Raw genomic sequence first — 15,024 nt, 5'->3', positions numbered from 1 at the left:
AAGTCATGTTCAACACATAAGTCGGAAAATCAAAAATGAAAAAACAAAATTACAACCAAACAAAGTCAGTCAGTGAGCAGACTATAAGTAACATACTTACTGACGGACATACCGAACAAACTAACTTTACTGACCAAACTTACTTGCTGATGGAAGCATCGTTTGTAGAGAAACTGAAATCGTTGGGATATAGCCCCCAAAAAGGAAAGCCATTCTCTGATTACTACAAAGCAATGAAAGAGGGCGAAAACTCAGGGGAGCCAATTGAAAACGTGACTCAATTGAATGAAGCGGTCGGCGGTAAGTTCAAGAAATCGAGAGCGGCTTATGAAGCGTACTGGGAGTTCCATTCTCCAAACCTGGCGTTAGAGCCTATTCCGCAGGCTTTTTCCCAAAAGCTAATGGGTTCGATTCAGGTGGATATTGAAAGCATATGGCGGCAGACACAGGAAGAGATTAACAATGCCCTAGCTGAAAAATCTGCTCAAGACGACGTTGAAAAATCAATGCTATCACTTCAGTTGATAGAAAGTGGCGAACTCATCGATGAGTTGAGGGGCCAGTTAGTAGTATTGGAAGGGAAGGCGATTGAGTCTCAAGCAAAGATGGAAGAACTTTTTGAGGCTAAAGCTCAGCTCATGCAACTAGAGCAATGTCAGATAGAAATTGAAAGCTTACAAGACAGAGATGCTGAAAATCAGAGAGTGATAACTGAGCTTAATGTCATGAATCGACAGCTAGAAATTCAAGCTCATCAACTCATGGAGCAAAACCAAAGGTTACAACAAGAATATGAGTTCTCAATGGCAGAGAGGTACCGTCTCGAAGGCCGCTTAGAACAGCATTTATCTGAACAAATATAGAGCAATCAACATAGATATACAGGCACTCAGTGCCTGCTTCAAAAAACTAGAATAAGAATAAAAATAATGAAACTAGTAGCTAAAAATCATAATTTTGCTCATTTAGTTGAGCAAGAAAGACAAACGAAAAGTATCGTTGTTAAGGCATCAGGCAAAATCAATTTCCAGTCAGAAACAGCAACAATCGTAACCCCTTTAGATAAAAAAAACCTCCAGAAAGTTTGTGAATATTATCGATATGCAAACTATCGTGTAACCATTGCTATTGACAGCCAAAATTTTCGCAAAGACGCAGTCAGGATATTACAAGAGAATTACTTAGGGCTAGGTTGTTCTGTGTTTGATTTGTCAATTTCGGAGTCCCTCCCGCATCCTAAAAATGCAAAGCTTGAGTACTTATGTAAAGCATTTGAGTTAACGCGCTCTGGAAACCTTGCTCAGCTAGCAGCGAAGATAGCGATCAGAAAAATTCCGTTTGTTTTTTCTTGTGCTAAACAGTGTGCAGCAGCATATATTCAGGATGATAGTTTGAAAGCACCTTTCATTCGATGTCTTGAGCGCAAGATAGAAAGGGTTAAAGAGGCTGTAGAGCGTGACTTTAAAATCAATTCATCTGATAACTATCAGCGAGTAGACAGCTTGAGAGGTTTAGAACTATCTCAACTCCCGTCAACCACGGCAATTATCGCTGCGACAGGAGTGGGTAAAACAAGCTATGTATATACTCCTATTGCTCGTAGCGCTTCGGCAGATAAAAATGTGACTTATATTTCGCATTTGATTTCGTTAGTGGAGCAATTTTGTCTGGAAGCAAGCTGTGCTTCCTATCAAGAGCAAGATCTAATGAAGTTAGGGCAAGCCAACAGCATGGGGAGTGTAATTAATAGCATTTGGAAACCCCATATCTTCGAGAAGATATGCTCATCACATACTTTACTAATCGATGAGTTTGAGAAGGTCTTTAAGACTCTCGTATGTAGCGAGAACAGTCGAACGATGCAAGCAGATAGAGTGTTTGAGGCACTAGTTCATATTTTAAAAACAGTACCAAGGGTAATAGTAGCTGACGCTGATCTTACTGATAACTCATTAGCTTTTCTCAAGCAGATTCGCGGGGAACTGTCAGTAATTGAGTGCGAAGAAAACCCATATAAAGGCCTTAACGCAACGATCTTGAACAAAAAGGAACTTTTAAATCCGAAGCACGTTCGAGATGTATTAGAACGGGATAAAGTGTTTCTGTTTGATAATCTTCAAACGCTGAAACGATTTGTTGGTGAGCTAGGCTATCAAAATCATCTGGGCTTAGATTGCGAAACGAAAGCTTTAAATGACGGTGTTCTTGTGCTGCATAGTGATAATCGAGATATGCCAGCTCAGAAAGCATTCCTAAAAAATCCGAATCGAGAAGTGACAAAGTACAAAGCTATTATTGCTTCGCCATGCTTAGGTGCTGGCTTTTCTATTATTGAAAACTATAGCAAAACAGTGAATGTCATCTGTGAATCCACTTTGATACCAAGAGAGTTAGTTAATTTCTCGCGGCGATTTCGATGTGCAAAAGAATATAACTTTTGGTGTGGCGAATTGAAAAGCTTTCGTAATATTAACCAATTTAGCGACTGTCTTGAAAATCACCGTCACTCACATCTCGGGCAACGTTATACAGAAAGGTTGAAATTCGAAAGGCAAAAGCGAGAGCTTAATGAGCATCTAGCTCTATCAATACGATTTACACTAGAAAAGCTTGGCTTTGAAGCCTCTTGTAAAAACTCTATGCAGCAGCATACTGTCGTTTCTACACACAAAAGGCAGTTTGATGCTGAATTCAAAGCCAGACAGCAAATTGCAATCGTGAAAGCCGTTGAGATTACACCGACGAAATTTGCCACTAAACAACGTTGTAATGCACTATCGTCAATAGATTTAGCAGAGATAAGAAAGTTTGAAATCAAAATGCTCTACAACTTAGACAAAATCACTGTAGAGCATGTAAAGTTTGATGATAACTTCGATAGAGAGTTATTTGCCCACCTCCCGTTTGTGTTGGACAAATCGAGTCTTCTAAAGATCGGTATTTATTCAAGGCAGAAAGAATACATAGCGAATATGATTTATCTCGTAGTATTTGAAGGTTATAACTTCGAAGAAGAAAAGTCGAATCACTTCTTATTTAAATCTTCTGTAGCCGACGTATTAAGAAAGATGGATGGTGATGGCCTTGACCTCTATTTCCCACCACAATGGAAATTCCCAAACTTAGATAAAACGGAGCAAACTTACAAAGCTACAAGTTATTTAAAAGCACTGCTGACTAAGCTTGGGTTTGTGCTTGGAAGATACGGAGGAAAGGAGCAAAAAGCTAGAGTATCGGTGTCACCTCTAGCAATAGAGTACAAAATATGGTTGCGTAACGCCTCACTGAAGCTTGTAACTGGTTACGAATGATTTAATGTATTAGTTATATAATCAGTTTTTATACAGTACGGTAAGAGAGGGTCTAGAACAGGAAAAGTGGTGCTTCTTAGTACCGCTTTATATCACTCCCACGCGTACAAAAAGGATTAATACGCATTCTCTAGACAGCAGTACGATTGAAAAGCTTATTTCGCTCTCAGTTACCAAGTACAGAGAACTAGAACAAATAAAGTGATTAGTATTTCAGATATAATTTTAAATAAAACATTGACTCTTTGCTATGAAGTGATTAATGTATTAATAAGTTGGCTGGCAATTTGGTCTCTCATCGCTAACTAGACACTAAATGTATCGCTCTGATATCGGTGTTCTCATAGATAATAATAGTCTTAAGAAAAATAAAACTGCTTAAAGCAAAGTTTAAATCTACTTAATTCTGATTGTCTGTGGAGGACATTATGTATAATTCTGACATTACTGAATTCGATCTATCTAGTCACCCTTTAACCTCGTCAAATCTTGATGTACACATATCTAATATTATTAATAACATCGGTGTGATTAATAATATTAATCCTAAAGAATATATATGTGATATTCCATTAATAAAATCAGTACAATTGGCACTATTAAATAGAAAGCCAGACATGGACTTAGATTTTGAGATTAGTTGCAGTCTCTCAAAATATATCTCAAACATAACCGAATATAATGAGTTAGAAAGCTATGTTAGGCAGAACTACCTTGATACTAATTACTTGTATTTACAAGGAAATGCTCTTCGCGGAGAACTTTCTGCTGTAAATGAGATTAAGCATATCTTGCTATATCATAATAACAAACTCATTGTTGATGATGATTGTTTTTCTGCGTTTAAGTTTGGGTTAATCACCAAGAGTGGTTCTCATTTTTCTTGCTTATTCATAAATAGAACTTCTGATTTACAAAGCCATCATGTTAAAGGTGTCGACTATATATTCTGTCAAGTGGATGATTTCCTTATCCCTTTGTCAGAAGAAGTAACCAAGTGGGAATATAAGCCGCATTTAAAAATTGTAACAACTGCCGAATTGGGTTCTTGGCACGAGAAGAAGCTGTGTTGCTAGGTAGGGGAGCCGCTATGTATGGATATTCAGAAGTGTATTACTTTTGTGCGCTTAGATTTGTTTATCAACTTACACCAACGGAGAGGATGTTACTGAGACAGAACCCGAGAGGTTCTCAGTTTAATCAAGAGTTGATTAAATGTTGTTTAATGATGGTTGATGGAATAGCGAAGGTGTCGGATATGAGAATAAGTGATGTAAATTTGGTGAAACTTCTCGAGCGATTTAGCAAGAAGTCTTTGAGTACAGAAATTGGTAACTACATAATCGAGCGCGACAATGGGCGAGACATTACGATTGATTACGATGTTTACCAATTATATTTTGAAGATATAAAAACTGATTTTGATTATCAAAACAGAAACATGAGTCACGGTACTACTTTATTAAACGTGAATATACCTGCTTATGGTGTGATGTCAAAGTTGAAAGTGAATGATAGGTTGGAGATGATCCCTCACTCCTCTGTGTCATTAGCAGTCACGTTTTTAAAATCAAAACCCTCTTGGATTTTGAAAAGCTTCGATGCAATAAAATTTTCAAATTCAGAAAAAAGTAGCGCTCTGATAGGAAAATTCCTGACTTCTGATGGTTGTGAGAATAGGTTTATTTTTAGCATTTATGCATCTCACGTTAAGAGTAATCGAGAAAACTTGGATGTAATATGCTTAATCGATGACCGTGAATACGAAGTTTGTATTCACGGACAAGAGCAAATGCATGCAATCTCAATAATTGATTTGTTAGTTTGAAAGGGACTTGCAGCTTAAGCTTAAGATAGACAGGGCAGTATGATTCATCATACTGCTTTTTCTAGAGTAACCTTGCTCCCGAAGTCTCCAGTATCACTCTCTCTGAATGATCTAGGCCTAAGGCTTTTCCACTAATATGATCAATGCTTATGCTTTAATTATACATAAACGTAAGCAAAAAATACTATTTTGAAACGTCTCGCTTTAATAAATGGTTTTTTCTGTTGACTTTGTGTTGGATGTGGTGGTAGCTTCTATAGCGTTCCAGTGAGGAAACTCAATGGACTCAATAATAATATAACAACTTAGATAATAAAATAATAAGTTCGATGTGTGTTTCTAAAAAGTACTTGAAGCAGCATTGAAAGATACGTGCCAAAACGGCTAAAAATTAGCCAGAAGATTTGGCGTTTGAACTAAGTTATCAAGCTCAACAATGAGTTTGTATTATTAATTGGAGTCCATCATGGATACATTTAACACAGAAAAACAATTCACTTCTTTCTACCTAGATCTTGATTGGGATAGATTAGACTCTCTATTTAAGTCTTCCGACGCTCATCTCATAGTCACATCTTACGACGGTATTCCACTTGATGATGATGTATCAGGTCAGTACCAGATAAGACTCTTTATGGATTTAGAGCTAGTTGCTATTTGTAACGCTGATGAATATAACGGCATTAGCGACGTAGCGCTGCATCCATCATTTGCCAGCCATAGACAACTTATTACTCAACTTTTTTCTGGATACCTGAATGCTCCAGAGTTTTTGTTCGAAATTAGTGAATTTAATGTTATCTCATTGACAGTACGACAAGCAATGCGAGATGGTCAGTACGCAGTTCACACTCTTAATGGTGATGAAGTTCTTCTTCTACACGATTATGGAGACATCGCTGCGTTGAGTTTTTCCGCCGAAGGCCAAAAGGTATCATTTACATCTGAATTAGTCATTGGCAGCCCAATTTATAGTGACAAACTAACATCTCAAATCCTCGATTCATTTAGCCCCAAGGTACAAGGGCTGATCAAACAAGTTAAAGCAGACCTTGTAGAAAAGGTCAAGACTCTGAATGAAGATCTTTTATTCGATCGCGTTCCTCGTGCCATGTTGACGACGAAAGAACCATTATTTGTATCGTCAATTTTCAAACAAGGTGAGGTATAAGATGGTGATTAAGGAGCAAAAACTTATTCTGGTGCGAGGTATCCCAGGCTCTGGAAAGTCAACGCACGCTAAAGCTTTAGATGCAAAGTTGGTCGAGGCTGATAAGTTTTTCATCGATAAAGATGGTCGATATCAACACGATAGTGCATATATTAAGGATGCTCATAACTGGTGTAAGCTTGAAACTAAGCGTCTCTTGAAAGCTGGTTTCAATGTTGTTGTTGCTAACACGTTCGTGAAAAACTGGGAAATGAAATTCTATCAAAACCTAGCGAATGAAATGGGTCTAGTCTTTGAGGTCATTGAAATGAAGGGGAATTATCAGAACATACATGGTGTCCCTGATTCAGTGGTTACTCGTATGGCTTCTCAGTTTGAAACGCTAGACTCAAGCTTTGGAACTGCAAAAAGATGATACGTAGCATGAGTAGGATTGAAGTTAGATTTAGTAACATTGAAAAAATGTATACGAAAGCTACGAAGCATTGGTATGGGCGAGTGTTGAGAGTGATGCTGTCAAGAGGGAAGGTGAGTTTTCGGTTCAGTTAGTGGATGGTAAGTTTGATTGTTACTGTCAAATTCATTCTTGCGATATCAGTCATGATAACCGCCTTTGGGGTAATTACAAAGATACTGAGGAATTAGGTATCTTTGACGAAAACCTAATGAGCAGATTCTTTGAAGAGGTCGTCGCTATAGCCGAGCAAGTTTTTTATGAAGAATGCACTCTTAATGTACTGTTAACGGAAAGTTGTGGGTTGAAGCTAAATGAATCTTATACAAGTGCTGGTGGTTGTGGAATCGTGGGCGGCTTTCATTTAGAGAAATACACAGAAGCAGATGGAGATAAGGTTTTGCTGGTAGCAATTGACTCTGAAGCAAACGGCGATCGCATAATCAATCGTACCAAAGTGTTTGATAGTGAAGAAGAGTACGATTGATTCATTTCACTAAGTTATACTAGCTTAGGCCTGATCTGACCGTTAACCACTTTTGAATCGGTGTCTGTCAGATTATGTCTAGGTTAGATTCTTTTCAGCCCATATTGCTTTTCCATCTTCTAATGTCTCCATTGGCGTTCTGCCACGGCAGGTTTTCCCTAGATGAGTACGATGATTGTCATAGTAGTCCATCCATTAGTTCAGATCTATCTGCAACTCTTCCATTGAGCCATATAGTTACTTTCAGAGGATGACTTGGTAAAGCTCATTTGTAAGCAGGTCATAACCCCGTATGATAACCGTCTAGCCCGAATAATAAGATCAAAGCTCCGCCCCCCTCAACTAGATTTAAAATGGCTAAACTTCGTTAGAAAAAGCAACTGGAAACAGAACAATAAAGCCTTCATCAATCGTGGTTCGCTCACCTTCTAGATTGATGAACAAGAGATAAAAGAAGGGAAACAAAGCAAACAAAATAAGTGTGGAAGACCTCGTTACTTCTGTGATCTGGCATCCACGATAGTGTTGAAGATGAAATATATCTTCTCGATGCCGTTTCGAACTCTACAAGGATTAAGTAACTCTCTATTGACGATTGCTCTTGTTCCATTGCAGTGCCTACATTACACTCGTATCAATCGCGCGGAGCCAAACAGGTTGAAATTTCACTCAAACCTCTGATGTCATAAGACACTTAGCCATTGATACCATAAATCTCAAGGTTTGTGGTGAAGGTGAATGTAAAATCAAAAAGCATGGCGTGGATGGTTAGAGTAGAGTTTGGCTAAAACGACATATCGCTGTTGATAGTGACAAACAAGAAATTATCGCTGAGGAGTTGAGTTTATCGAACACAACTTCAAGTATTTTTGCAGCATGCGATAAGGGAAGGTTTGAAAACAAGAAATAAAAGAAATTGATATATGCAGATATAGTTTTTCATGAAGAACTATGAATACGTTTAGTCTACAACAATCCTTCCCCCAATCGCTGATTCTATTTTAAAGTCAACTATAGATATCATCAGAAATAAAAGTCTAAATGATAAGGGTATTTAAATAGCGAAGTCGTCTAAAGTGGCACCTGAGTCCAGCGCCAATTGTATCACTTTAGGTGTACGTCCTTGTCCAGTCCAAGTCTTTTCAAATCCATTTTCATTGACGTATTTATATTTGGCTGGCAAAGGTTGTCGTTTATTCTTGCTTTTGGCTTGCTGTTGGGAAGATAGGGCAGAAATTACGGCATTAGCATCGAGTCCTTGCTCACGAATCTGTTTAGCAATTTCCTCAAGTTTTTCTTGTTTTTTCTCTAGTTCAATCTTTATCTTGTCTTCTTCTGTACGGCGTTCTTCTACAACCTTTGAAAATTTACTTAGAGCTTCTTCAAGCTGAATTAAAGATAAATCGCGAGAAAATACTCTTAAACTACGGATATTAAGTAGATTTTTTTCAAATTCTTTTGTCATGATCTCTAGTACCTCATTTTTATATTTGTCTTTAAAACTATATGCAGCTTATCACATGAGTGTTCCTATTCGATAATAATTAATAATAAATTGTGAGTGGAATCATAACAAAGAGTTGTCAATAAGATATATAAATTTATAAAGAAAATATTTTAACTCCCTACAAGAATATTGTAGGGAGATTTTTTTAGAAATTGTATTTAATATTTACACTATAAGTATCTAGTGTTACGGAGTAGTCTTTGTTATTCGCTTTTGATTCTAAATCGAATTGTTCGGCATGATATGCAACATTGAACGAAACTGGACCTAAGAAATCAGGAGTAAACTCTAGCCCAAGACCATAGGTAAAAGTTGCACCAGTATCTTTATCAATGGAATCCTGGTTCTCATCTAAAGAGATATAGCCTACACCTACAGAAACGAAAGGAGATAAGAATTCTGTAATCGGGTAAGATACATTAGCATTAAATGATAATGACTTCGGACTCCATTTATACTCATTTTTGGCAAGGGGAGATTTAAAAGAAATATCACCATGCTTTTGTAGCTTGGTTTCGAAGGAAACATAAGGGTTTAGCTTATACCCTGCATTGATAAAGATAGGTGTACCTTCTGAATCAATAGTCATTGGAATAGGTATATCTTTAGCTATATCAGTATCTATACCGCCTGTGCCTAGGCCAGCACCAATATAGAAGTCACTTTCGTTAGCCGACGCAGATAGTGCAGTAAGTAATGGTACTACCAATAAAATAGACTTTATCTTCATTTTAATTTCCAAGTTTTGATTGATTGAGTTTATTATCTAGTTTTTTTATGATAAAACTTTCCCAGTCCGTAGATGTTATATTAGTTGCAATTGCTCTTTTACAAGAAATTCTAATAAATGATTCATTCTGATTTCCATATAAATTTATAAATACATTCTCTCCCCAACTGAATGCATTTATAGGTGTTTGAGCCAGTATATTTCCGTTAGGCTTATCTTCGTAAACAAGTTGAAGATCAGAATTGTTAATTATTTTTATAGTATCAATCCATAGGGTTTCAATACTGACAGAGTACTGGTGTGTTTTCTTTTCATTGATCGAGCTTCTAGAATCCTTAATTGTCGAGCAACCAGTAACAAAAATAATTCCCAGTACAATTAATAATTTAATTGTTTTTATAAACATAAAAACCTATATCTATGATAATTCACTTCATGGTTGTGAATTCTATTGAATTAGATATCAATAGTAACTGAGAAGTGGCCGATTATAAGTAAACAAAAGTAATCATTTTTCATTTATGTAAGCATATGTAAGAGAAATGAATGGTCTTTATTAAATAGCCTATAATTATGAGTTTATCATATGAAATAGTGAACAACATGAGTACAAAGAAAGTATTGTTAGTTGAAGATGATCATGAAATCGCTCGATTGATAAAGATGTACTTAACTACAGAGGGGTTTGAGGTTGATACCTTTGATCGGGGAGAGGATGCATTAAAAGAAATTGAAGAAAATGCCCCTGATGTTTTGATTTTGGACCTTATGCTACCTGGGTTAAATGGTAGTGAAGTATGTCAAAAAGCTAGGTGTTTCTATGATGGAGCTATATTGATTTTGACTGCGTGTTCCGATGACTTGAATGAGGTAGCTTTATTGAGGCTTGGGGCAGATGACTTTATCTCAAAACCAGTTAAGCCACATGTGTTAGTAGCTAGAATTGAAGCATTGATAAGAAGAGCACTACCCAAAGATTTGCCCTTAAATGGAAAAGAAACACCGCTAAAAGTACGAGATATTGAGTTAGAGCCGCATTCAAGACGGCTTATCTTTAGAGGGAATAGAATTTACTTATCGAATGCAGAATTCGAAATGTTACTCCTACTCATGAGTAACGTAGGAAAAGTAGTGACTAGAGAAGAATGTTGTAGATCATTGAGAGGGGTAGAGCATGGATACAATGATCGCTCCATAGATATGAGAATATCTACTTTAAGAAAAAAGTTACAGGATAACAGTTCTCCACACAGGTACATTTTGACCATAAGAAACAAAGGGTACATGATGATCGATGAATAACTTTCTTCCTCCAATGTTTACAAGAATCTATATAAGTATGATCTTGTCGCTATTTACCAGTGTAGGATTCACTCTCTTCCTCACTACTGAATACCTCAGTAATGATGAGTTAGTAGATTTTCATAGAGATACAAAATATGTATTTAATACTATTAAAAATCAATTAGAACAAGATAGCGTATCGTTCGAGAGCTATTTTGAAGATTCCAAAAATCCAATGCCTTACCAACACTTCGATGTGAAGTGGGTTTCAAAATTAGACGAGGATAATTTAGGGCATCTAACTTATCTATCAAACGTAAAAGGAATTGATATCTTTGAAAAATATTCTGAAACTCTGTTTGCGATTTATGAAATTGGAATTGAAAATGGTTTTCTTTTAATTAGTGATCGACCACCTTTAAAACTAAGTGAAGAGGCTTTATCCACAACTCCAATATATAAAGATCCAGAGGTTCTTGTACCTTTACTAGTTTGCTCAGTTATTCTAATTGTTATAGGAGTTTTACTGTATTACCCAACTTATCAACTTCAAAAGCAAATTGAAAATCTAACCCTTGTACAAAAAAAGTTTGGGAAAGGAGAACTATCCGTAAGAGCTAATGAAAACATACCTAAGCCATTAAATAAATTGGCTTTGTACTTCAATGAAATGGCAGAGGAGATATCTGGTAGCTTTACAAGAAGCCAGATCTTTGCACAAGCAGTACCACATGAAGTAAGAACACCTCTTAGTAAAATTCAATTAGCTGTAGGAATAATAAGAAAGGGAAAAATAGATAAAGATATAAAAGATTTACTTGATGATATTGATAGATATATTGATGACTTAACGGATTTAAGTGATAAAGTTGTTCTTCTTTCTAAACTAAATAATCTTAGTAAATGTCAAAAAAACAATAAAGAAGCATGTAATGTTATAGCTTTAGTTAAAGAAAGGCTGAACTTTTGGGATAATTGCGATAAAAAAGTTAAGTTAGAGTCTGATGACGAACTAACATTATTTTGTTCTCCTATACTTTTGAGACTTGCATTGGATAATTTAATTTCAAACGCGATTAGATATTCATGTAATCATGTACATGTAGAAGTTAAGACTAAAGGTGGATTCATTAGGATCACTATCAAAAATGATGGGCCTCCAATTGAAGATAATAAAAGAGAAGAGTTATTTATGCCTTTCTCTCGATTAGATGATAGTCGAGCATCAAAGTCGGGTGGATTTGGCTTAGGGCTTGCAATTGCAAAATCTGCGGCTAATTCTATGGAAGGAACCTTAAGCTTAGTTAAAAGTGATGCTTTAGAAACTGCTTTTGAACTTAACATTCCTGTTAAATAGTGTATGAGTGAAATTTAAAATGTATGTCTACTTGATGAAGGTATTTTATGAAGAATTCGTTTGATTTCATAGTGTTTTATTGTGTCGTAACAAGTAGGTCTTTTAGTCAGGCTGCCATAAAGTTAGGGATTGCTAAATCAGCTGTTAGTAAAATTGTATTTCGAATGGAAGAGGAGGTTGGCGTTCAGCTTTTATATAGAACTACTAGAAAACTTTTCTTAACGGAGGCAGGTAGCAAGCTCTTTGTAGGAGCGAAGAAAGTATATGATGCGGCAAAAAAAGCAGACGAGGCACTGAATGGACTGGAACAAAACTTATCAGGTACTATTAAATTAACTGTTCCGACTATATCAGGTGAATTAATTTTTCCTGAGATTATATACGAGTTTAATAATAAGTTTCCTAAAATAAAAATAGATATGGATTTGGATAATAAATATGTAGACATCGAAGATAACGGATTTGATTTAGCAGTCAGAACAGGTTCATATCCTGATTCTTCGTTTAATGTGAGAAAGTTGGTTGATGCACAATGGACTACTTGCTTGTCTCCTATGTATATAGCTAAACATGGACTACCAGATTCTCCAAGTGAACTCAATAGGCATAAATGTTTGACGTATTCTTTTCAGGAAGGTGGAGCAAACATTTGGAGTTTTAAAAACGCTAAGAAAAGATATGAAGTTGAGGTCAATAGTACTTTTTCTTCTAACAACTCTTCTGTTTTACGAAATCTTGCTATTTGGGGTAATGGGATAGTATATGTTCCAAGAATTCTTATTTATGACGATATAAAAAATGGGAGTTTAGTTGAAATATTTAAGTATGATACAGCCAAAGAGATAGGTATATATGCAATTTATCCCAAATCAAGAACTCAATCAGAGAAAGTTGAGTTATTAATTGAACATATATATGATAAATTTAGTCAAAGAAACTCCCATTTTTAAAACGAGACTCGAAAGTCTCGTTAATATTATATAAAGTAGCTCATTAATGCTGCAACTAAGCCATAAATAGTCATAGGAACGATAGTTCTTTTCAATATATAGCCTTCTTGTCTGGATATTCCTAATATTGTAGATACAGCAATTATGTTATTTATACATATCATATTACCCATAGCTCCTCCGACAGATTGAAGAGCAAGAACTTTTGACTCTTCAAGACCTACATTTATAGCAATACTTTGTTGTATTCCTCCAAATGTTAAGTTTGACACCGTAGCTGAACCAGAGAAAAACGCTCCTAATGCTCCCAAATATGATGCTAGATATTGCCAGTTCTCTCCAGTAAACTCTGAAAACGCCGTCCCAATAGTCATTATTGGAGATTTACTTCCACCAAGCATCATCAACTTCACCATTATTAGCGCCCCAACAAGAGCAATAAATGGATACTTAATTCTGTCAGTAGTATCACTGCATATTCTTCTCAAACTGGTTGAAGATATATTAAATATAAATATGGAAATAACAACTACCAAAACGAACGGTATTAAAGCTGGAACGTAAAGCAATTTATATGACCAAGAAGCGCTTGTTCCAAGAATATTGCTAACTTTAATTATAAACGCCTGACTGATGCTTAAATCACCTATCAATCCTAATGATAAATTAAGCATTGATGTATCATCGAGTAATAATTGTTTGATACTAAACTGTTTAACACGAGTAATAATTAGAATAAAGATCAACAATAAAGTAGGAGATATTGCTTTCAAAATCTCAAAATTACTAACAAGATTACTATTTGAAATCTTACTACTTGTATCCGATTTTTTTTCTAATCCTAACTCTTTTTTTGCTATAAAAATTGTTAGTAAAAGTCCAATTGCACCTCCAATTAACGCTGGGAACTCATAGTTCCACTGTGCAATATGATAGTATGGGATCGTACAGGAAAGAGTACTTGCCAATATAAACTTATAGTTTGATTTAATCTTCTCCCAAGGTACAACAAACTTAAGTGCAATTAGAGGGATTATAAATGCAGAAACTAGGTGAATTAATGCAGAAAACTGTGCTGTTTGAATAATATCTTCTTCGGACAATCCTAAGTTTGAAAAACCAAACCAAGTCGGAGTACCTACAGCTCCGAAAGATACTGGAACGGAATTCATCGTCAGTGTAAAAAGAACTACTTTTATTGGAGAAAAACCTAAGCCAACAAGAATAGGTGCTGCTATAGCTGCTGGCGTACCAAACCCAGAAGCTCCCTCTATCATAAAAGCAAAAGCCCAGCCAATTATCATTAGTTGGGCAACCTCATTTCGACTAATGGACTCTAACCAAACCTTAATTGTTCTTTCAGAGCCAGTATAGTAGAGCAACCTATTTAATAATATTGCACCTGCTACTATCGAAATCGGAGTTGTAGCTGATAGCATGCCAGAGACGCTATATGCACTGATTGTGATCATGTCAGCATCAAAGTGAAAAAACTGGATTAGAGCAACCATAAAAGCTGTAAGCGGTAGTGCTATATGTAAAGGTACCGCATTTTTCTTTGTCATCATCCATATCAGAAAAGCGATAGGAATGATGGATATAAGTAGGGATATCATTATTATACTCCGATGCTTAATTTCAACCTTGAAATTAAGCATTCACATTTTGGATTTTTTGTAAGGGGTATTATCAAAATTTGCTTAATTAAAAGCGTAAAAATAATACCTTAAATGATTCATTACTACACATATAAAACATGGTGTATATATCTCGGAAAAATTATTTGTGTAATATATTTTCAATTAATTAATAATTGTTAACAATATAAAACCCATATAAATCATATAAGTGCTTAATTATGAAGTTTGAACTTTGAACTTATTGTTTCTAATTAGAAACAGTGTTTTTCTTTTTTGTCTCATTCATTTAAGTATCTGAAAGTTAA

General features: G+C 35.7%; 14 protein-coding genes and 2 pseudogenes. 11 read left to right on the top strand and 5 right to left on the bottom strand.

Annotated elements, in window-relative coordinates:
- Positions 1-35 precede the first annotated feature (35 nt).
- The 7 genes from R7Q46_RS00535 (at position 36) to R7Q46_RS00505 (ending at position 7,251) form a co-directional block, all read left to right on the top strand.
- Positions 36-863: a hypothetical protein gene (locus R7Q46_RS00535; protein ID WP_318077218.1), complete on the top strand. Its 828-nt coding sequence runs from the start codon at positions 36-38 to the stop codon at positions 861-863.
- A gap of 66 nt (positions 864-929) precedes the next feature.
- On the top strand, positions 930-3,311 hold the full coding sequence (locus R7Q46_RS00530; RefSeq protein ID WP_318077217.1) for a hypothetical protein: 2,382 nt from the start codon (positions 930-932) through the stop codon (positions 3,309-3,311).
- Positions 3,312-3,739: 428 nt separating this feature from the next.
- Positions 3,740-4,387, top strand: coding sequence for a hypothetical protein (locus tag R7Q46_RS00525; RefSeq protein ID WP_318077216.1), 648 nt, complete (start codon positions 3,740-3,742; stop codon positions 4,385-4,387).
- Positions 4,360-5,139: a hypothetical protein gene (locus R7Q46_RS00520; RefSeq protein ID WP_318077215.1), complete on the top strand. Its 780-nt coding sequence runs from the start codon at positions 4,360-4,362 to the stop codon at positions 5,137-5,139. The genes R7Q46_RS00525 and R7Q46_RS00520 overlap by 28 nt, the downstream gene beginning before the upstream one ends.
- Before the next feature lie 466 nt (positions 5,140-5,605).
- Entirely contained in the window at positions 5,606-6,310 is a 705-nt protein-coding gene (locus R7Q46_RS00515) for a hypothetical protein (RefSeq protein ID WP_318077214.1), read from the top strand.
- 1 nt (position 6,311) lies between these two features.
- Positions 6,312-6,725 carry an AAA family ATPase gene (locus R7Q46_RS00510; RefSeq protein ID WP_411978760.1) on the top strand — a complete coding sequence of 138 codons (414 nt, stop codon included), beginning with the start codon at positions 6,312-6,314 and terminating at the stop codon, positions 6,723-6,725.
- A gap of 133 nt (positions 6,726-6,858) precedes the next feature.
- Entirely contained in the window at positions 6,859-7,251 is a 393-nt protein-coding gene (locus R7Q46_RS00505) for a hypothetical protein (RefSeq protein ID WP_318077213.1), read from the top strand.
- A gap of 78 nt (positions 7,252-7,329) precedes the next feature.
- Here R7Q46_RS00505 and R7Q46_RS00500 read toward each other — a convergent pair.
- Positions 7,330-7,488: pseudogene (locus R7Q46_RS00500) on the bottom strand (IS481 family transposase); the annotation flags it as partial.
- 78 nt (positions 7,489-7,566) lie between these two features.
- Between R7Q46_RS00500 and R7Q46_RS00495 the strand changes: the two are divergent.
- Positions 7,567-8,110 (top strand): annotated as a pseudogene (locus tag R7Q46_RS00495) (transposase); the annotation flags it as partial.
- Between the two features lie 195 nt (positions 8,111-8,305).
- On the opposite strand, the gene R7Q46_RS00490 reads toward R7Q46_RS00495, so the two are convergent.
- The 3 genes from R7Q46_RS00490 to R7Q46_RS00480 all read right to left on the bottom strand — a co-directional run bounded on the left by R7Q46_RS00490 (position 8,306) and on the right by R7Q46_RS00480 (position 9,894).
- Positions 8,306-8,716 carry an H-NS family nucleoid-associated regulatory protein gene (locus R7Q46_RS00490; protein WP_318077212.1) on the bottom strand — a complete coding sequence of 137 codons (411 nt, stop codon included), beginning with the start codon at positions 8,714-8,716 and terminating at the stop codon, positions 8,306-8,308.
- 187 nt (positions 8,717-8,903) lie between these two features.
- On the bottom strand, positions 8,904-9,488 hold the full coding sequence (locus R7Q46_RS00485; protein ID WP_025510136.1) for a porin family protein: 585 nt from the start codon (positions 9,486-9,488) through the stop codon (positions 8,904-8,906).
- Between the two features lies 1 nt (position 9,489).
- Positions 9,490-9,894, bottom strand: a complete 405-nt coding sequence (locus R7Q46_RS00480; RefSeq protein ID WP_046875420.1) for a hypothetical protein — start codon at positions 9,892-9,894, stop codon at positions 9,490-9,492.
- A gap of 197 nt (positions 9,895-10,091) precedes the next feature.
- Between R7Q46_RS00480 and R7Q46_RS00475 the strand changes: the two genes are divergently transcribed.
- Genes R7Q46_RS00475 through R7Q46_RS00465 form a run of 3 tightly spaced genes read left to right on the top strand, consistent with a single transcriptional unit; the run spans position 10,092 to position 13,079 of the window.
- Entirely contained in the window at positions 10,092-10,790 is a 699-nt protein-coding gene (locus tag R7Q46_RS00475) for a response regulator transcription factor (protein ID WP_318077211.1), read from the top strand.
- Entirely contained in the window at positions 10,783-12,129 is a 1,347-nt protein-coding gene (locus R7Q46_RS00470) for a HAMP domain-containing sensor histidine kinase (protein WP_318077210.1), read from the top strand. Before R7Q46_RS00475 ends, R7Q46_RS00470 begins: the two co-directional genes overlap by 8 nt.
- Positions 12,130-12,176: 47 nt before the next feature.
- The gene (locus R7Q46_RS00465) at positions 12,177-13,079 is read left to right on the top strand and encodes a LysR family transcriptional regulator (protein ID WP_318077209.1); all 903 of its coding nucleotides are present in this window, start codon (positions 12,177-12,179) and stop codon (positions 13,077-13,079) included.
- A gap of 26 nt (positions 13,080-13,105) precedes the next feature.
- Here the strand turns inward: R7Q46_RS00465 and R7Q46_RS00460 are convergent, their stop codons facing one another.
- Complete coding sequence (locus tag R7Q46_RS00460; protein ID WP_318077208.1) at positions 13,106-14,695, bottom strand: L-lactate permease; 1,590 nt, start codon at positions 14,693-14,695, stop codon at positions 13,106-13,108.
- Positions 14,696-15,024: the final 329 nt, after the last annotated feature.

Source organism: Vibrio sp. 811 (assembly GCF_033339195.1).
This window is presented reverse-complemented; position numbering and strand designations above follow the sequence as displayed.